This window comes from Bacillus cereus group sp. MYBK245-2, assembly GCF_051916145.1.
GTDB lineage: Bacteria > Bacillota > Bacilli > Bacillales > Bacillaceae_G > Bacillus_A > Bacillus_A pacificus.
Genome location: NZ_JBQAGB010000003.1, coordinates 98,100 through 117,987, shown reverse-complemented (window position 1 = coordinate 117,987; position 19,888 = coordinate 98,100). Strand labels below are relative to the sequence as shown.

Sequence of the window (19,888 nt, the reverse complement as noted above, 5' to 3'; positions counted from 1 at the left end):
TTAAGGAGTAACAGGTAGGCTTTCATAATCTACACTCTCATTCGAATGATATGCATTTACACGAGATGCCCATTTTTCCTGGAATTTAGAAATTGTAATCGGCACTGCTTCTACCGCTCCGATAATCGGTGATACTGTTTTTACCGCCGCTTTTCGTGCCGCTTCTTTAACTTTCGGCAGAGCTTCTTCCATTTCTGAACCAGCACTTTTCATTTGTTCTTTTGCACCGAGAAAAGCAGATACTGTTTTTACCGCTAATTTTCTTAACCCCGTTCTCGCTTTCGGTGACGCCAATATAACTGCTGCTACCCCAACAGCTATACCGATTGGTGATTTCATAAATCGAAACATGTACATTTCTCCTCACTTCATTATTTTTGAGTCTGTAAACTGAATCAATCCTATCCAAGCTAAGTAAACGTGTAATCCATTTTGTCACATCCTTTTTTTGTAAAAAGTATATATCGAGTATATATTTTCATTTGCATTATTTCAACAATTTATTAGTTTTTTGTAAATTTTATGTTAATTCAGAAAAATGTTTTGTAAACTTTTCTATTCTTATGCAAGTATACAGGTAATATATTCCACATTATTCTTGCTCAATTATTGAGATTATATTGAGAATTCGTTTTATTTTTTTACAAATCACAAACTAAGACATGCACTTTTACGAAACAAATTTTATATACTATAAAAAATGCCTCAGGGAGTGATTTTCATGAGCTTATCCTATTGGAAATACGCAATTCTTAATCATATCACTACAAATTTCCGCACCTTCTTATTTAATATCATTGTCGCTATTTTAGGTGAAATCGCACTTTTCCTCGTCCTCAGTTTTGTCCCAAAAAGATTTCATAAATTTTTCGCATAAAAAGGCCTGAGTTCCTATCTATTGTAGAACTCAGGCTGCTTAGCTTTATTGAATGTAGGGGAACCGTTACATATTGTTTATATTCGCATCTTGAAATACCCCATCTAGTATTTGGTAGAATATATCGGCGATTCTTCGGATATATCGGCGATTTTTCAAATATATCAGCGATTATTTCAATATATCGACGTTTCGACACAGGATATCGATTTACCAGCAAATTTCGACATGACGAAAATGAAAAATACCCCAGAATAATTTTACAAAAAAAGACGACCGTTTAACAGTCGTCTTTTCCAATTTATTTCGGAGCATTTCCTACATATTGCGTAATATCAACATTTAATGATTGCGCTAAACGCATACCGTACTCTTGATCTGCACGGAAGAAGTTACAAACAGCTAGTAATTTCGTGCGTTCATTTACGTCTTTTAAGTCATTTGTTAAGTTTGCAATTAAGTTGTCTTGCTCTTCTTTAGAGAATGAACGGTAACGCTCACCAGCTTGTTTGAAATCATTTGGTTTGTCAATTTTCTCACGAGATACATAGCCTTCTACTTTCATAGTTGAATCGCGGTAAGCTGGGTCTTCAACTGGATTTTCAGCATGACGGCTCGGTTCGTAGTTGATTGTAGATGGGTTTTGATTGATTTGCATCGCACCATCACGTTGTTGGTTATGAACAGCTGCATATGGGCAGTTTACAGGAATTTGTAAGTAGTTTGCACCAAGGCGATAACGCTGTGTATCTGGATAAGAGAATAAACGACCTTGTAATAATTTATCTTCAGATGGTTCAATACCATTTACAGTTGCACTTGGAGAGAACGCCACTTGTTCTACTTCAGCAAAGAAGTTTTTCGGGTTACGATTTAACGTCATTGTCCCTACTTCCATTAATGGAAAACGATCTTCTGGCCAAACTTTCGTTGGATCTAACGGATCGAAATCTAAAGAATCCGTTTCTTCTAGTTGCATCACTTGTACGTGTAAATCCCACTTCGGATAATTTCCTTTTTCGATTGCATCGAATAAGTCACGAGTTGCATGGTTGAAGTCTTTTCCTTGTACTTCTTGCACTTCTTTTGCACTTAAGTTACGTACACCTTGCTGTGGTTTCCAGTGATATTTAATGTAGACAATTTTACCTTCTGCATTAATCCATTTAAATGAATGTACACCGAAACCTTCCATTTCACGATAGCTCGCTGGTGTACCGTAATCAGAAAATACCCATGTCATCATATGTGTAGATTCTGGACTTAACGTCATGAAATCCCAGTAACGATCTGGTGTTTGAATATTTGTATCAGGTGCTGGTTTTAAAGAATGCACCATATCAGGGAATTTAATTGCATCACGAATGAAGAAGACCGGTAAATGATTACCTACGATATCATAGTTTCCTTCTTCTGTATAAAATTTAACAGCGAACCCACGTGGATCACGAGCTGTTTCTGGAGAACCTTGACCATGAATAACCGTTGAAAAACGAACAAATACAGGCGTTTCAGTTCCTTCATTTTGTAAAAATGCTGCTTTCGTATATTGCTTCATGCTATTTTTCGTAACGAATACACCATGAGCACCTGCACCACGTGCGTGCACAACACGCTCTGGAATACGTTCACGATCAAAGTGAGCCAATTTTTCTACTAAATGATAGTCTTCTAATAATACCGGTCCACGGCGACCAGCTGTACGAGAATTTTGGTTGTCTCCAACCGGAGCACCTTGGTTTGTTGTTAAACGATTATTTGGATTCATCTAGGGGGATCCTCCTCTTTCTTTCATAGTAATTATTATTTATTTAAAATTATTATAATCTAATTATTATTCAAAACTAAATCTTTGTCAACTACTTCTTTCATTTTTTTGGAAACAATTTCAGTTAAGCAATCGATAAATATAGATTGTGAATTTGGCATATTCGGTCTAAAATACGCAGCATTTATTTCATCCGTTACAGCTCTACACTCGTAATCGTTGTCATATAAAACTTCTAGATGCTCTGCGACAAAGCCAACTGGGCAATATATGAAAGATTCATATCTATGCTCCTCAAATAAATCTCTCGTTAAATCTTGCACATCCGGTCCAATCCATGGATCAGGTGTATTTCCGGCACTTTGCCAACCTATTGTATAATTTTGAATGTTTGCAGCTGCTGCGATTAAATCCGCCGTATGCTGCAATTGCTTCACATAAGGATCACCCGCCGCAATAATTTTCTCTGGTAAACTATGCGCAGAAAAAATGACAACTGCTTTCTCTTTATCTTCAATCTTTGTAAATGTTTCTTTTATTTGATCTGCCCAATACGAAATAAATTTTGGTTCATCATACCATTGTTCAATTGGTTCAATAACAGGACCACCAATTTCTTCCGAAAGACGAATAGCACGGTCATTATACGCTTTAATGCTAAATGTAGAATAATGCGGTGCTAATACGATACTAATCGCCTGCTCAATCCCATCACGCTTCATCTCTTCTACTGCATCTTCTATAAATGGGGCTATATGTTTTAATCCTAAGTAACAATTAAATTCATACTCTGTAAATATATTATTCATTGAATCTGTTAATTTATGCGCTTGCTCTTTCGTAATTTTTGCAAGTGGTGAAATTCCGCCAATCGCTTTATAACGCCCAATTAAATCTTGGAGTGCTTCTTCAGAAGGTTTGCGCCCGTGGCGAATATGTGTGTAGTACGCTTCTACATCCTCTAATGATTCTGGCGTTCCATATGCCATTACGAGTAAACCTATTTTTTTCTTTGCCATCTATATAACACCTCAATTTTATAAAGTGAAACTTTAATCAGTGGGGAGGTTCTTCATCCCCCACTGATTATTAGTTGAACCAATCGGACTTTTATGGGCAGTTGATCCCCCACCTAAATTCTTTTCTTTCGCTGAATTTTGGGGTGGGGGTCTTACTGCCCATTAAAGCGGGATAAATGAGAATCTTTTTCAAGAACATTTGTTTCCAATTATAACAACTAATAATAATTACGTCAAAATAATTATTATAAATAAAGATTTTTTATAATATGATTTTGAATTTTATATGACAATTTTTTTAATAAAAAGCGACTTACATATAAAGTAAGTCGCTTTTCTTCTATTCTTTAATATTTACCCCGTATTCTTTAAACCAAACATGAATTTGCGCTAAATGAGCTAAAAGCTGAGGCCCAGTCATTAATTGACCGAACCAAGGTGTCTGAAATGCGCTGCCGCCTGACTCAATTAATCCGCTCAGCTGTTCTTTATCAAATAGTTCGTGTAAAATCGAGCCTTTATCCGTTAATAAATCTTGTAGCCACACCGTTACTGCTTTCGTATAGTGCGGATTATGCGTTTTCGGATACGGGCTCTTCTTTCTATATAAAATGTCATTTGGAAGTAATCCTTCTAGTGCTTTACGCAATAGACCTTTTTCGCGATTTTTATACATTTTCATTTCCCAAGGAATATTCCAAGCATATTCGACAAGTCGGTGATCCGCAAATGGAACGCGTACTTCTAAGCTTGCACCCATACTCATACGATCTTTTCTGTCTAATAATGTTGTCATAAACCATACCATATTTAAATAAAATAATTGTCGTCTCTTTGCTTCAATTGGGCTTTCTCCCTCTAAAATAGGAACTTCTTGAATGGACTCTTCATAGCGCTGCTGTACATATTGTTGTAAGTTTAATTTATTTCTCCATTCTTTCTTTAGCAGTTGTTCACGTGCTTCTGTAGAGCGCATCCACGGAAATGCACTCGATTGTAAATCATCCTCTCTATAAAACCACGGATAACCACCAAATATTTCATCTGCACATTCCCCAGATAGACCGACGACAAAATCTTGTTTAATCTCACGACAAAACCATAATAATGACGAATCAATATCTGCCATACCAGGTAAATCGCGAACGAGCACCGCTTCTGTTAAATACTGCGCTAATTGTTCATTTGAAATGACGCAGCGATGATGGATTGTTTGAAACGTTTCAGTCATCAAATGAATAAATGGTGCATCTGAATTTGGCTGAAACGCATTTGCTTTAAAGTATTTGTCATTATCTTCGTAATCAATCGAATATGTGTGCAATTGCCCTTTTCCTGATCTTTCGTATTCTTTCGCAGCAATTGCTGTAATCGCGCTCGAGTCTACACCACCTGATAGAAAAGTACACAGTGGTACATCAGAAACGAGCTGCCTTGTAATCGCATCTTGTAATAAAAAGCGCGTTTTCTCTACTGTTTCTTCAAAAGAATCTTCATGCTTTTTACTTTCCACATTCCAATATCTCCATATGCATAAACCGTTCTTTGAAAATGTCATCGCATGACCTGGACGTAATTCTTTTATACCAGCATAAATACCGTGACCAGGCGTTCTAGATGGTCCAAGTCCGAATATTTCAGATAATCCTTCTAACGTCACTTCCGCCTTCACATCTGGATGCGCCAATATCGCTTTTAACTCTGATCCAAATAGTAATCGCCCACTGTCATATTTATAAAATAGCGGCTTTACACCTAATCGATCACGCGCAATAAACACTTGTTCTTTCTGTTCATCCCATACAGCAAACGCATATATACCGTTTAAATGATCGACACATTCTTCTTTCCATTCCATATATGATGCTAATAGTACTTCCGTATCAGAATGACCTTTGAACGTATATCCTCTTCTTAATAGTTCCTTTCGAATATCTTCCGTGTTATACAGTTCGCCATTATAGCAAATTGCATAATTCGTTTCATCTTTTAAACAAGTCATCGGCTGTTTACCACCCTCAGGATCAACAACGATTAACCGTTTATGCCCAAATGCGACATTCCCTTTAATCCAAACTTTATTATCATCTGGGCCACGCTTCGCTAACGTCTCAGCCATCTTCGTAACGACGTCCCGTTCTCCTTCTAATGAGCGTTTATAATCCACCCATCCTGTAATCCCGCACATATAAATCATCCTTCCATCTTATTTCTTTTCTTGAACGTGCAGTAATCCCCACCCTAAGAGGTGCGGATTAAAAAATGAAAAACTTGACGATAACCTACTATCCACATATGGAATAGCATTTTCACTCAGTAAAACGTGTTTTATTGTATGCCCACCTATGTGTAGATGTGTCTAGTTATAAAGAATGCACGAACTGTCTATAACAGAAATAACTACTTTTCATAAAGGAGAAATCGTGTATGATACAACGTAAACATATTTTGTATAACCAACCTCGTGCTCATACGGTCGGTAATGTAGAATATATAAACAATGAATGGGTATTCTTTGATGATGAAAATGAAGAAGCATTTTTATTAGAAGATATTGCCGAAGATGGATTTGAGATTTTATATAACAATAACTGGCTACCAGCTCGTTTTTATGAACAAGATGTATTACAAATCGCCAACGAACAGCACCATTTGCAAAATGGGGAAATGATACGTATTCGTAAAAAATTACTTCTTAGCTATACAGAATGGCTTGAGGAATTACCTGACTCTGTCTTTGCCTTATTAACAGAGGCATTGCAATCACTTCATTACTCTTTATATGATTGTATGTATTGTCATAATTATTTATCCTTTTTACCGAAAGAGGAAGCATGTGAAGGAGTAAATATTCTTTTGTTTGATAACGAAGAGATGATTTGTACACTACAGCACCATTTCGTTCGTCACGCTACATCAAATAAAAATATGTTTCGTTTTACAAAAGTGAACGGAGAAGAGTTGCATATCGATGCGACATAAAATAAAAAACCACCTTATCTCCCAAGTCTTTGAGATTATAAGGTGGTTTTATTTTCTTTATTAGAATACTTTCCAACCAATCGGTAATTTCAGTCCTAGATAAATTACCGCTACTAGCGCGACAATAAATAAGCCCCAAACCGCCCCTGTTGGTTTGTTTTTGCTCATTTTTACAAGAACCATTTCCATTCCACCGATTACTAATATACCAGCTAACATTTTTAAACCGTACCACATGTGCATGCTACCTGTTGCTGTTTTCACAATACTCATGTACAACATGAATCCCGTCACAATAATGAAGATATACATTAGGCGAAGCCCCATATGTACACCTTTACCTTTTCTTCCTGCTGAATAAAGTGAATACGCAACGAAGAATAAAATTAAACCTAATGCCCATGCTGTAATATGCATATGTACCATCGTATCCCTTGCCTCCTCTTTTCACACTTTTTCATTCTATATGATAACATGTTCATTTATTTTCAGGAAATGTTTCGCTTTTTTACATTTAAATGCTATAATATTTAGAGTATTTACAAACTTCTTGTAATAACAAAAGGGGGAACAATCATGATTCAAACTAAGGATATTATCGAACTTACAGACACATACGGGGCAAATAACTATCACCCACTTCCAATCGTTATTTCTAAAGCAGAAGGCGTTTGGGTAGAAGATCCTGAAGGAAACCGCTATATGGACTTATTAAGTGCATATTCTGCAGTAAACCAAGGTCATCGTCACCCAAAAATTATTAACGCTTTAATTGACCAAGCTAATCGTGTTACGTTAACTTCTCGTGCTTTCCATAGCGATCAATTAGGTCCTTGGTACGAAAAAGTTGCGAAACTAACTAATAAAGAAATGGTACTTCCAATGAATACAGGTGCAGAAGCTGTTGAAACTGCAATTAAAACAGCTCGCCGATGGGCTTATGATGTGAAGAAAGTAGAAGCAAACCGTGCTGAAATTATCGTTTGTGAAGATAACTTCCACGGACGTACGATGGGTGCTGTTTCTATGTCTTCAAACGAAGAGTACAAGCGTGGATTCGGTCCAATGCTTCCTGGCATCGTTGTAATTCCTTACGGTGATTTAGAAGCGTTAAAAGCTGCTATTACACCAAACACAGCTGCATTCATTTTAGAGCCAATCCAAGGTGAAGCAGGAATTAACATCCCACCAGCTGGTTTCTTAAAAGAAGCTCTTGAAGTATGTAAAAAAGAAAACGTTTTATTCGTAGCAGATGAAATCCAAACTGGCTTAGGTCGTACTGGTAAAGTATTTGCTTGTGACTGGGACGGTGTAACTCCTGACATGTACATACTTGGTAAAGCACTTGGCGGCGGCGTATTCCCAATCTCTTGCGTTGCAGCAAACCGCGACATTTTAGGTGTATTTGAGCCAGGTTCTCACGGTTCTACATTCGGTGGTAATCCACTTGCATGTGCTGTTTCTATCGCAGCTCTTGAAGTGTTAGAAGAAGAAAAATTAACAGAGCGTTCTCTTCAATTAGGTGAAAAATTAGTTGGACAATTAAAAGAAATTGATAACCCAATGATTACTGAAGTTCGTGGTAAAGGCTTATTTATCGGTATCGAATTAAACGAGCCAGCTCGTCCTTACTGTGAACAACTAAAAGCAGCGGGTCTATTATGTAAAGAAACACACGAAAATGTAATTCGTATCGCACCACCTCTAGTAATCTCTGAAGAAGATTTAGAGTGGGCATTCCAAAAAATTAAAGCGGTATTATCGTAATAATAGAGAGGTTGTCCTACATGTTAGGGCAGCCTCTTTCTTTTTTTAGTAGTTTATCGTAAAATAAATTTCAATATTCTGTTTATTTTATAGAGGAGGTAGTTATATGCTTTTGAAATACGGCAAACATATTAACTATTTAGCTACTATTCTCATTTCCATTACATTCATCGGATTCTTATTATATACAACATTACTCCGTCACTACTCAACACCTCATACATTCATGCTACTTAAAATCTCATTTTGGGCTTCCGTTTTTCTTACAGCTATCGGGTTTGGCCGTGAAAGAAGTTCTCTTGCCGTTATACTAATCGGGATTTGTACATTAATACTCATCGGATTATATATTGTTGCTATTTTAGATTTTTTCAATAACCCATGGCCATAAAAAAGAGCTATCTATTAATAAGATAGCTCTTTTCTTTTCTTCACTTCACCACATTTCGCAAAGTACCAATTCCTTCTACTGTAATGACTACTTCATCACCGGCATGCAAAAACTTCGGTGGTGTGAAACCTTTTCCAACACCAGCCGGGGTTCCTGTTGCGATAATATCTCCTGGTTCTAATGTCATTCCTTTACTTATCGTTGAAATGATTTCTTCTATTGAAAAAATCATTTTATTTGTATTTGAAGTTTGTCTTACTTCCCCATTTACTACCGTTTCAATGTGTAACGCATTTGGCGCACTAATCATCGATTTATGAATTAAATACGGTCCCATCGGACAAAATGTATCGAAACTTTTTCCAAGGAAAAATTGTTTATGCTTCCTTTGAATGTCGCGAGCAGTTATATCATTTATAATGGTATAACCAAAAATATGCTCAAGTGCTTTTTCTTTTTTTATTTGTTTCCCTCGCTTACCAATGATGATAGCTAGTTCTCCTTCATAGTCTAGTTCATTCGTTGCGTGGGGATGACTATTAATTTTTTCATCCATGCCAATAACTGTCGTTGGCGCTTTCGTAAAGATCATTATATTTTCTGGAATTGACTCTACTCCGCCCATTTCTATCGCATGCTCACGATAATTTTTTCCAACGCACAAAATATTCTTCCTTGGCCTTGGAATTGGTGCTAATATTTTCACCTCAGTTAACGGGTAATACGCGGTTCCTTCATTTTTCTTCGCCCAATTGACAATATCACACATTTTTTCAACACATTCGGTTCCTCTTTCAATACACTCTAACATTGTAATTGGAATCGTAACCTTTTCCCCTTTTTGTCTTTGCGCTTCTCTTACATGCAATACCTTTTCTTCCTCTTCATCCACAATACCTACAAATACCTTTTCATCTTTTTTCGCCGTTACCAAACGCAATATTTCCACTCTCCATCCTAAAACTCATACACTTTAATTGTATTCGCATCCGCAAGAAAAAAACCTTCTCATACACGCTAATTTTTACAATATTCTTCTCATATCCGATTCGTTACTCCTTTATCATTTGGCATAAAATGTAGAAATTTTACTTTTTTTAGCGAATGCATTTCTTTTTTATGTTTTTTTGTATAATATGTACTACATATATACTAAAAATTTCATTTAGAGATGGAGCCGATTTCAATGTTTGAGCAAGCGATTGAAAAAAAACGTGAAAAAATGATTTATTTTGCTGAACGCTATGGAATGACTTCTCAAAAAACAGTGGATTGTAGCCAAGAACTGGACAGGCTCTTAAATGTAATTTGGCATGTACATACGGATTTTCACCCTAATCAAACACTCGAAACACACACGCAATAACGTGTGTGTTTCTTTTATTTCAAAAAAAAACACATTTTATTGAAAACGCCCATACAATAGTAGAAAAGAAAACTTTAAAAACGAAAGGTGTTTTGTATGCCAGCTATGGTCGGACATATTCGTATCGTCAATATTGGATCAAGTGGTATTTTTCATATTGGAGATGTATTTGCGATTAGGCCTATTAGTTATTCACGTGCTTTCGCTGGGGCCGGCTCTTTTAATGTTGGGGATAACGTTTCTGTCTACAATTATCAAAGCGCAACGACTGTCAATGATTCAGATGTCATTGATCAAGCGATAATTGGTTCAACTTAGAGGAGGCGATTGTATTGAATTTTTATGTAAACCAAAGTATCATCATTAACAGCATTAAAATTGATAGCATTACAACCTCTTCTGTATTCCAAATTGGTACTGCTGGAAGTATTAAAGCCCTATCTAAATTCTCAAATACTGGCGGATTTACAGAGCCCCTTCGCCCATTACAGGCGAAAGGACAAATTATTTCTATCAAACCATCAACTAGTTCTTCTTAAGACATCCTTGTCATAAATATATAGCAGGAATATATTTACCCTCCCTATTGAAAAGGAGGTTTCACAGAATGAATCAAGATATATATACTTACTTACACCAACTTCAACAAGCTCTTCAAGCACAACAAACAGCCATCCTGAATTTAGAAGATCAAGTACGTCTATTACAAGAAGAGCTTAACGAATTAAAAAATCGCCCCTCCTCTTCTGTAGGAAAAGTGGAATACAAATTCGATCAATTAAAAGTAGAAAATTTAAATGGCACTTTAAATATTGGTTTAAATCCGTTTTCAGCAAAAGGACAACAAATTGAAGATTTTCAAGTAGATACAGAAACTTTGAAGGTCAATCCTGAAACCGACACAAATCCAGATTTTTACCAAAGCATCCTTCAAGAAATGCATCGTTACTTAGATGAAGAAGCATATAATCGAATTCTCCATTTTGAACAAGAAGAGAGAACGCCGCTCGATGAAATGTATCGACAAATGATGGTTGACGACATCAAAAAACAGATGGAGCATAGACTCCCTTATTACTTATCACAAGCGCAATCACATGAAGGGATTTCAACAGATCCAGATTATTTACGAGATATCATTATTCAAGCTATGAAACATGATATCGACAAGGCCTTCCTCTCGTTTATTCAACACATACCGGGCAATTTCCGAAAGGAGTAAGTATGTATGAATGTTAACGTTGTAAATCGTGAATTGAAAGTCGGACAGATTAAAATGAATGGTGTATCGTCGTCCGCACTCTTTTTAATTGGAGATGCAAATTTCCTCATACTATCTTCTATTCTTGATACGCCGTTTGAAACTGTTACAGAGGGGCCATTTGTACCATTAGTCACAGATGTCCCTCCTACTCCAGGTTAAGGAGACTGAAAAATTATGTTACATCATGTGTCTATTGTCGAAAATGTTTCTATTATTTCTTTAGGTATTGCTGCCGTATTTCAAGTTGGAGATGCAAATCAAATGGAGTTAAAAAGTAGAGCTCTTGCTGTTCACCGAGAAATTCCTTGTTATATAAAAGACGAAGGTCGCTTAGATGCATTTGAAATCTTTACCGATGAATACATTACAATCCCGAAACGAACGACAGATGTAAAATTAAACATTTTAAATGAATGCCCTTTTATTGAAGTAAACAATGTTGAATTGCGCACACTTTTAAACTCTGGTGGATTTCAAATTGGAAATGTTGATTATGTTTTTAATAACTCTCGTATTATGCAAATTCGCCAATATATTACGGATGAACCTTCCGCTCCATAATTCATATAGTAATTAAAAAGCTTAGTAAAGTAGGTGGATGGTATGCCTTCCGTTGTTGGAAATCTCGTCGTTCAAAACAGTAATGGTTCTTTTAATTTAGGAGATTTTTATAACGTGTCTCCGAAAGAAAATACGAAAGCTTATAATGGTTCCGGAGCTTCCAATGTTGGATTTGTCGTGAATACGTTTAACGGTGTTAGTGCAACAAATACATTTGATTCTGATGTGGCGGATCAAGATCAGATTGGAACAGCGTAAAAAAAGTAGGAGAATATCTCCTACTTTTTTCTTTTACCTCATTTGATATTATCAAAATCTCCACTGTTTACTGTTTCATTTTATTTAAATGATAAACCACTCTCTTCCAAAGCCTTTCTAAGCTTTGGCATCGACGCAGGTCCCATACCATGCAATTTTAAAATTTCTTTCTCACTATACTTTGAGAGTTTTTCTACAGTGTAAATTCCATGATGTTCTAGCGCCCTTCTTGCTGGTGCTGAAAGAAGAGCGAGAAAACCTTCTTTCGGCGCTCTCTCGTTCTCACAGGTTGGGCAAGTTGGACAATCGCTACTTTTGTAGTATTCATGTCCTTTTTCACACGTTCTTAACGTTTTTTCTGTTGCCATTTTCAAGTTCCTCTATTCTTCGATTTTTACAACATGATTACCATCAAAGAAGTATAAACATTTCTCTTTCACAGGGTGTTGTAAGCTTTTCTCGAGCGCTTTTGCATATAACGAAAGTTGCACTTTATATCGCTCTTCTAAAATTGGTTTCGCTTGATCAAATCCGCCTGGGAATTTCCCTGCAATCGTATCCGTTTTGAAGTCGATTAACGTAATACCATCTTCCTCTTCGATCATGCAGTCAATAACCCCTTGGACAAGAATGGATTCCCCGCTCTTCCCTTGCCAATCTTGATATGCTTCTTCTGCTGCAAGCATCATCGTAAATGGTACTTCACGCTCAACACTTTTCGCCGCTAATACCCTTTTACCTAGGTCACTGTCAAAGAATGAAATCACTTTTTCAATTGCAATTTCTTCCGCCTGCTCGAATGTTAATAATTCTTTATTTACCATTCCAGCAATTTGCTCCCGAATCACTTCTTCTGTAATCGGCTTCTTCAAATCAACATGCTGCATAACGGCATGTACTGCTGTTCCGCGCTCTGCGTATGTTAATCCCTTTTTCTCCATAAAACGAGGACGTGTTTGAATTGGTGCACGTAATTTTTTAATAAAGGCGTTATCGCTACCTTCTTCAGATTGATAATTTCTCTTTATTTCTGTAACAGACTGTTTCGCACGATGAGATGTTGCTTCCTCATATCCGTACTTCCACATTAATCTATCATACACTTCTTCTTTTCGTTCACTTTGCAGGGGAACAGCTTTTTTCTCACGAAGTGCTTCTAATAATTCTTGTTTCTCTTCTTGAACGGGTTCTGGCGCGAGTAACGTGTTACCGTCAACAACTTCTACTTTCCAGCTCGTGTCGTATCCATAAATTTCATCTGGAATGCTCCCTTGTCCTAATTCAAGAAGTATTTCACTATCACGATGTCTATATAAGGAAGGTGCAATCCAGTCTAAATAACAAGACGCTCCGGCACGTATATGATCTGGTAATAACCATTCACTATGCTCCCTCGCATCCAGCCATTTTTCCATTTCTTTATTTGCATCCTTAACCGTTCCAATTAAAATTAACTTCTCTTTTGCACGTGTTAACGCTACGTATAATACACGCATTTCTTCCGCGATTAATTCCATTTTCATTTTACGCTTAATCGCAAGTTGCGATAATGTCGTATATTTAATTCGTTTTCGAGGATCAATAAATTGCGAACCAAAACCGAAGTCTTTATGCAGTAAGAAACGTTTCATTAAATCTTGTGTATTAAAGCGGCGACCTAGTCCAGCTACGAATACGACTGGGAACTCAAGTCCTTTACTTTTATGAATTGTCATAATGCGAACGACATCTTCTTGTTCACCTAAAGCTCTCGCCGTACCCATATCATCACCGCGTTCTAAAATACGCTCAATAAAGCGTAAGAAGCGGAATAGTCCTCTAAACGATGTTGCTTCATATTGTCTTGCGCGGTCATATAGTACACGCAGGTTTGCTTGCCTTTGCTTTCCAGCTGGTAAACCACCGACAAAGTCATAATAACCTGTCTCACCGTACACTTTCCAAATTAAATCAGAAAGAGACTGTTGGCGCGCGAATTCACGCCACCCTTGCAGTAAGTTGTAGAACCATTCTAATTTGTCATGTAGTTCTTTTTCTTCTTCAAGCGGTGCCCCTTTTAAGAAGGAGCTCATTACTTCATAAAACGAGCCTTTCTTCCCATGAGCACGAAGCGTTGCAAGTTCTTCATCATTTAATCCAACGATTGGTGAACGAAGTACTGCTGCAAGCGGAATATCTTGCATCGGATTATCGATCACGCGGAATACGTTCATCATAATATTTACTTCTGTCGCTTCAAAGTAACCAGTCGCAAGATCAGCGTATACTGGAATTCCTTGCAGCTTTAACTCTTCCATAATTTGCGGTGCCCACGGCATGGAGCGAAGTAAAATAACGAAGTCGCGGTATTGTACAGGGCGCATACTATCCGTTTTACGATCATACACTTCATAACCCGAATCGACCATCGCTTTAATGCGCTGCGCCATAAGACGAGCTTCAAGCTGCGCTTTTTCTACTTCCGCACCTTCTTCTCCGTCTATTACCTCTTCTTCCGTTTGCTGAATACATAATAGCTCAGCCGTTACATCTTCACCTTCTGGATAACTAGCACCTAGCTTTAATTCAGCGTCAGCATCGTAATCAATTTCCCCAACTTCTTCGCCCATAATTTGTTTGAAGATGAAGTTCGTACCCGCTAACACTTCATGACGACTACGGAAGTTTTTCGCTAAATCAATCTTCATTCCGCCGCCTAATCCTTCTTGCGTGAAGCGTTTATACTTTCCTAAGAATAATCCTGGTTCTGCTAGTCGGAAACGATAGATCGACTGCTTCACGTCACCTACCATGAACAAGTTTCCTTCACTCTCAGAATCTTTCGTTACGAATTTAATAATCGATTCTTGTACGAAGTTCGTATCTTGATATTCATCGACTAATACTTCAGCAAATTTATTACGATATTGAAGTGCTACAGCTGATGGCTTCATTTCACCTTCTTCACTTTGTTCGCTTAAAATTTGTAAACAGAAATGCTCTAAATCTGTGAAATCGACCATTCCTTTATCTCGCTTCATCGCTTGGAAACGTTCTGTAAATACTTTTACAAGCTGTACTAGTTTTTCTAATACAGGATGCATATCTTGAAAATCTCGTAAGAAACTTTCAGGTTTGCGACTAAATAGCTCTTCTTGTAATTTCTTCACTTCATCTTTCGCTTTATTACGAAGAGAGTCTACTTGTTTCACAACATCCTCGTTGTAATCGCTTTTCTTAATACGCTTTAACGTTTGCCACGATACGTTTTGCATCGCTTCATACACGCTTGTCCATGACTCACGAGCAGCTGATGATAACGTTCCAAGTAAAGCTAAATCCGCTTGCAGTGTTTCAACACGAGGCGCTGGACCGTCAGGAAGCATTGCGAGTTCCGTTGCTTTCCGAATATGCTGTTCCGCTGTTTCAAGTTGGAATTTCACATCTTCTAATAAGTAGGAAGCGTACACTAAATCTTCAATTGTCTTTCCTTCCACATCGTATGCTTCTACTAATTTATCAAGCCATTTTTCCGGATTTGGATGTGCTCTTGATTCTGTATGAAGCGCTAAAATCATACGTTGTAAATCATCGTCACTACGGTCACTCGTATAACGATCAACAAGTTCAAAGAATATCGTATTATCTTCAATTCCATACTCTTCTTCTAATATGTCATCTAGCACTTCTTCTTTTAATAGTTCATTTTCTGTTTGATTCGCTATGCGGAAACGAGGATCAACATCAAGCATGTAATAGTATCCTCTAATAACTTGTAAACAAAAGGAATGGATCGTTGAAATGGAAGCTTTATTTAATAAGCTCAGCTGCTTTCGGATGTGCTGAGAGCCAGGCTCATCAATTAATACTTTTTCTAACGCTTCCCCAATTCTGTTTTTCATCTCTTGCGCCGCTGCATTCGTAAATGTTACAACGAGCAGGCGGTCGACATCGACTGGATTTTCTTCATTTATAATCTTTTTAATAATACGTTCAACTAATACTGCTGTTTTCCCTGAACCAGCTGCTGCCGCGACTAAAATATCACGTCCGTTCGCTACAACGGCTTTCCACTGGTCATCTGTCCATTGACTACCTTCTGGTTTTTTAGGCCAATTTTCCATCATTCTCCGCCAACCTCCTCTCTAATTTTCTCCATCGCTTCACTATCTTTCATATCTTTTAACGTACGGAACTGGTTATCTTCAAGTGATTCATCGAACTGGCAAACAGATTTGAAGTTACAGAACGTACACGCCGCTTTATTCCCCTTTTTGTAAGGAGCAATATCGATAACGCCTTCTGTAATGTCTTTTCCGATATTTTCAAACGTATGGTGTACGTATTTTTGCAGGACGTTAAACTCTTGTTCACTTGCAATACTTGAACGCGCACTAAAACTACCGTCTTTTTTCAGACCAGCAGAAATAATATCAGAGCTTCCTGTTGAAAGTTTATTATCCATTAAACGAACAACGTCAGCATCTCCTAGTACGAGACCTTTCATTTTGAATTTCTTTAAAATTTCCTTTTCAATTTCTGCTTCAGATGCGTCACCTTTTACCTCCACAATTGGGTTATGAATGTGGAAATACAATACACCAGCTGGTGATGCCGTGCCGCCTTTTTTCATCCACGTATGCGCATTTGAAGTAACAACATCTAAATACGTTAACATTTGAAGTGCTAATCCGTAATACACTTCCGTTAAGTCTAACGCTTTTGAGCTTGATTTATAGTCAATAATACGTAGGAATGTTCCGTTTTCATCTTCTGCCTTATCAACACGGTCAATACGGCCAACTACTTCCATCTTCACACCATTTGGTAATGAGAATTCCATTGGCGGAAGCGATCCTGTACCGCCCATACCAAATGGCACTTCTAAATCAACTGGTACGAAACCGCTAGACTTCGCATGTTCACGAAGAATGATTGACGTACGGAAAATGATTTGTTGTAGTTTTTGTTTTAAATAGAAATGACGGTTTGAACTTAATAAAATTTGTCTTTGTAATAACGGTGCAATTTCTTCTATTACTACAGCAGAAAGATGCTCACACTCTTTTATTGATAAATCCGCCCAAGTACGGTTTTCACGTAATAGCCTGTCCGCAATTCTCTTCAGTGCTGCATGGAATAGCTCCCCAATATCTGGCGCATCCAGTTTGAAAATATCACGCTCTCTTAACGATAAACCGTGCTGCGCAAAATGAGCGTACGCACAACGGTTAAATAATTCCATACGAGAAACGCTTCCTTTTATTTTGTCTCCATATAAATCTCTACTTACAGCTGTACTTAGCTTTTGCGCACGATTTCGGTAGAATAAGCTTGATAATACGCGGCTACTTTTTTGCTTCCATTCATCTGAAGTAACGTAGAAATTATATACATCCCACCAAAAGTCTAAGTTGCCTTCAAATCCATATCGCTTCCATGTTTGAAGTTGCTGCATAACATATGACAACGTTACTTCTGGTGTTGCTACATATGAAATTTGTTCCAAACGTGATAAATCATTTACGTCGTTCGTAATAAATGTATCTTTCACATCAGGGAACATTCTTTTTATTTTCTTAATAAAGCTAGAAGCAAGTAACGTCTTTCCTTCCTCATCTGCAAGCGGGCATGAAATGTATAATTTCTCAGTTGCTCTCGTTACCATTTGGTACATAACAAACTGTTCTTCTAATAAAGTTTGTCTCGTCGTTGGTGCGAGTTCAATACCTGCAGCGCTAAGAACATCTCTTTCTTCATCAGAAAGCATACCTTCATCCATCGGTGCTGCTGGAATCACACCTTCATTCACTCCAATGACGAATGTTGCTTTCACATTTGATAATCTAGAACGATCAATATTCGCAATTAACACTTGGTCTAATGACGGCGGAATGTTTGCGAATTGAAGCGCCTCAAGACCTGTCGACATAACGTCTGTGAACATAGAAAGTGACATTTTTTCTTCGCCAAGCATCTCAACAAACGTATCAAGAAGACTCATTACTTCTTCCCATACTTGTTCATGATCTGTCGCAAATAAGAAATCTCCGCTCTCTTCTGCACGAATACGTAATGCTTCTAATTTTTTCGGAACGTCAAGCTCTTCTAAAAATAAGTAAACAGCTTCGCACATTTGCATAACCGTTCCCGCACGCTTCAGTCTTTTTTGCATACGAATAACGGGCGTTCTTACAACGTCACGCAATCGATTTATTTTCTCTTCCATTTCACGTTCGCTGTCTGTAATCATCCCGTTCGTATCGTCAAGAGAACGATAGCGGCGATACATCCATGGATCCTCAGAAGTCCATCTTTTCCCTTGTACACCGTATGCTAAACAGTAGTTTTCAAACTCATCCATCTCTTCGCGCATCGTTTCTTTTCTTACGTCTAATGGATATAAAAGCTCTGTTTTCACGCAGCGAAATACTGCATCATAACGCCAATTCCCGCTAATAATCTCGAGTGCAGAACGAATGCATTCTACTAACGGATGATGTGACATCGGGCGTTTTTCATCGATAAAGTGCGGGATATTATAATCTGTAAATAGAGTCCGCATTACATCGTAATAACTTTCTCCGTTACGAAGAAGAACTGCAATATCTCGGTAACGATAGTCTTCATCTGCCACAAGTCTACGAATTTCACGAGCAACGCCTTCTACTTCCGCTCGTAAATTCGCGGCTGTATGAATCGTTACACTTGCTTCCCCGTTAAATTTCTCATTCGGACGCGCTTCATAATGAGCTTCTAAATGCGCTAACGCCGGAGAATGAAAACGCGGCTGTTCCATAAGTGGAATCGTTTTTTCAATTTCTATCTTCTCTTCACGCGCTACTTGTTTTATTTTTTCATACGTTAACGTCGTTTCATAAAATAAATCTAGTTCATTTACTGGCTGCGCTAACGTTTTTTCATCTAGCGTTAACGTGATTGTCACTCTCGCTCCGCAAATCATAAGCTGTCTTACAATTTCTAGTTCTTGCGGTGAAAACGAATGGAAGCCATCTATATAAATTTCAGCTCCCTTTACATATTCAGACTGCGGAAGCTTTTCCACTAGCAATTGCAGATAGTCTTCTGAATCTAAGTACTTTCCGATTAAAGCACGTTCAAAATCATCATATAATAACTGTAAATCATACACTTTATTCGCTAATAGCTTTTGTTCGGCACTGCTACTATGCGCATCTAATTGTTGCCACATTTCATATACGTTTGATGGCGTCACGTTATATCGTTTAAACTCCGCAATCATACTGCCAAGATGTTCAAAGAAACCATTTTGCTCCGCTGCTTTTTGGAATACCGATAATCCATCTTTACGAGACTCTACAATTTTACGAAGTAACATATGTACGCCCGCTTCATCAATGTGAAGACGACTCGCTCCGCCAACTTCTTGCAATACTTTCCAAGCTAATCGTGAAAAACTAAAAACTTGTGCCCGAATAGAACCTCTAACATCCTCACTACCAATTAACGCCTGCTGCGTTTGGAATGTCATCTGTTCTGGCACAAGATATAATATTGTTTCCCCTCTTGGGCGCTGCTTTAACTCTTCTTGCACTTCGTGTAAACAAAGTGTACTTTTTCCACTTCCCGCTCTACCAATCACAAATCGAAGTGACATGTAACCCCACCTTTCAC

Annotated in this window: 19 protein-coding genes; 10 read left to right on the top strand and 9 right to left on the bottom strand. The window is 37.7% G+C overall.

Features of this window, described 5'->3' with window-relative positions; all coding sequences use genetic code 11:
- The 4 genes from ACTFRN_RS07680 to asnB form a co-directional block, all read right to left on the bottom strand.
- On the bottom strand, positions 1–351 hold the full coding sequence (locus ACTFRN_RS07680; RefSeq protein WP_049113328.1) for a YtxH domain-containing protein: 351 nt from the start codon (positions 349–351) through the stop codon (positions 1–3).
- A gap of 827 nt (positions 352–1,178) precedes the next feature.
- Positions 1,179–2,645: a catalase KatB gene (gene katB, locus ACTFRN_RS07675; RefSeq protein ID WP_001069174.1), complete on the bottom strand. Its 1,467-nt coding sequence runs from the start codon at positions 2,643–2,645 to the stop codon at positions 1,179–1,181.
- Between the two features lie 59 nt (positions 2,646–2,704).
- Entirely contained in the window at positions 2,705–3,664 is a 960-nt protein-coding gene (gene hemH / locus ACTFRN_RS07670; protein ID WP_074568011.1) for a ferrochelatase, read from the bottom strand.
- A 340-nt stretch (positions 3,665–4,004) separates the two neighbouring features.
- Positions 4,005–5,852 carry an asparagine synthase (glutamine-hydrolyzing) gene (gene asnB, locus ACTFRN_RS07665; RefSeq protein ID WP_000334010.1) on the bottom strand — a complete coding sequence of 616 codons (1,848 nt, stop codon included), beginning with the start codon at positions 5,850–5,852 and terminating at the stop codon, positions 4,005–4,007.
- 239 nt (positions 5,853–6,091) lie between these two features.
- Here asnB and ACTFRN_RS07660 point away from each other — a divergent pair, with 239 nt between their 5' ends.
- The gene (locus ACTFRN_RS07660; protein ID WP_000616055.1) at positions 6,092–6,646 is read left to right on the top strand and encodes a DUF2777 domain-containing protein; all 555 of its coding nucleotides are present in this window, start codon (positions 6,092–6,094) and stop codon (positions 6,644–6,646) included.
- A gap of 60 nt (positions 6,647–6,706) precedes the next feature.
- On the opposite strand, the gene ACTFRN_RS07655 is transcribed toward ACTFRN_RS07660, so the two are convergent.
- Positions 6,707–7,072: a YisL family protein gene (locus ACTFRN_RS07655; protein WP_000233489.1), complete on the bottom strand. Its 366-nt coding sequence runs from the start codon at positions 7,070–7,072 to the stop codon at positions 6,707–6,709.
- Positions 7,073–7,222: 150 nt separating this feature from the next.
- On the opposite strand from ACTFRN_RS07655, the gene rocD reads away from it, so the two are divergent.
- Together rocD and ACTFRN_RS07645 are read left to right on the top strand one after the other, a co-directional pair.
- A complete protein-coding gene (gene rocD, locus ACTFRN_RS07650; RefSeq protein ID WP_000616655.1) occupies positions 7,223–8,413 on the top strand; it encodes an ornithine aminotransferase in 1,191 nt (396 codons plus the stop codon).
- Between the two features lie 106 nt (positions 8,414–8,519).
- Positions 8,520–8,804 carry a hypothetical protein gene (locus tag ACTFRN_RS07645; RefSeq protein WP_000925339.1) on the top strand — a complete coding sequence of 95 codons (285 nt, stop codon included), beginning with the start codon at positions 8,520–8,522 and terminating at the stop codon, positions 8,802–8,804.
- 40 nt (positions 8,805–8,844) lie between these two features.
- Here the strand turns inward: ACTFRN_RS07645 and ACTFRN_RS07640 are convergent, their stop codons facing one another.
- The gene (locus ACTFRN_RS07640; protein WP_014893221.1) at positions 8,845–9,744 is read right to left on the bottom strand and encodes a fumarylacetoacetate hydrolase family protein; all 900 of its coding nucleotides are present in this window, start codon (positions 9,742–9,744) and stop codon (positions 8,845–8,847) included.
- A 246-nt stretch (positions 9,745–9,990) separates the two neighbouring features.
- Here ACTFRN_RS07640 and ACTFRN_RS07635 point away from each other — a divergent pair, with 246 nt between their 5' ends.
- From ACTFRN_RS07635 to gerPF, 7 genes are all read left to right on the top strand, one after another.
- A complete protein-coding gene (locus tag ACTFRN_RS07635) occupies positions 9,991–10,170 on the top strand; it encodes an aspartyl-phosphate phosphatase Spo0E family protein (protein ID WP_000462846.1) in 180 nt (59 codons plus the stop codon).
- A gap of 96 nt (positions 10,171–10,266) precedes the next feature.
- Entirely contained in the window at positions 10,267–10,488 is a 222-nt protein-coding gene (gene gerPA, locus ACTFRN_RS07630) for a spore germination protein GerPA (protein ID WP_001111187.1), read from the top strand.
- A 14-nt stretch (positions 10,489–10,502) separates the two neighbouring features.
- Positions 10,503–10,709, top strand: coding sequence for a spore germination protein GerPB (gene gerPB, locus ACTFRN_RS07625; protein WP_001012508.1), 207 nt, complete (start codon positions 10,503–10,505; stop codon positions 10,707–10,709).
- Positions 10,710–10,777: 68 nt separating this feature from the next.
- Positions 10,778–11,392 (top strand): spore germination protein GerPC, encoded by a 615-nt coding sequence (gerPC, locus tag ACTFRN_RS07620; RefSeq protein WP_001070750.1) that lies wholly within the window; start codon positions 10,778–10,780, stop codon positions 11,390–11,392.
- 6 nt (positions 11,393–11,398) lie between these two features.
- Positions 11,399–11,593 carry a spore germination protein GerPD gene (gene gerPD / locus ACTFRN_RS07615; protein WP_001102341.1) on the top strand — a complete coding sequence of 65 codons (195 nt, stop codon included), beginning with the start codon at positions 11,399–11,401 and terminating at the stop codon, positions 11,591–11,593.
- 15 nt (positions 11,594–11,608) lie between these two features.
- Positions 11,609–11,995, top strand: coding sequence for a spore germination protein GerPE (locus ACTFRN_RS07610; protein ID WP_000902317.1), 387 nt, complete (start codon positions 11,609–11,611; stop codon positions 11,993–11,995).
- Positions 11,996–12,037: 42 nt separating this feature from the next.
- Positions 12,038–12,253, top strand: a complete 216-nt coding sequence (gene gerPF, locus ACTFRN_RS07605) for a spore germination protein GerPF (RefSeq protein ID WP_001141566.1) — start codon at positions 12,038–12,040, stop codon at positions 12,251–12,253.
- A gap of 80 nt (positions 12,254–12,333) precedes the next feature.
- Here gerPF and ACTFRN_RS07600 read toward each other — a convergent pair whose 3' ends face one another.
- From ACTFRN_RS07600 to addB, 3 genes are read right to left on the bottom strand one after another with little or no spacing between them, the layout of a single operon-like run.
- Positions 12,334–12,621, bottom strand: a complete 288-nt coding sequence (locus tag ACTFRN_RS07600; RefSeq protein WP_000179961.1) for an RNA polymerase alpha subunit C-terminal domain-containing protein — start codon at positions 12,619–12,621, stop codon at positions 12,334–12,336.
- A gap of 12 nt (positions 12,622–12,633) precedes the next feature.
- Positions 12,634–16,359, bottom strand: a complete 3,726-nt coding sequence (gene addA, locus ACTFRN_RS07595) for a helicase-exonuclease AddAB subunit AddA (RefSeq protein ID WP_000970455.1) — start codon at positions 16,357–16,359, stop codon at positions 12,634–12,636.
- Positions 16,356–19,871 carry a helicase-exonuclease AddAB subunit AddB gene (gene addB / locus ACTFRN_RS07590; protein ID WP_074568010.1) on the bottom strand — a complete coding sequence of 1,172 codons (3,516 nt, stop codon included), beginning with the start codon at positions 19,869–19,871 and terminating at the stop codon, positions 16,356–16,358. The genes addA and addB overlap by 4 nt, the downstream gene beginning before the upstream one ends.
- Between the last annotated feature and the right edge of the window lie 17 nt (positions 19,872–19,888).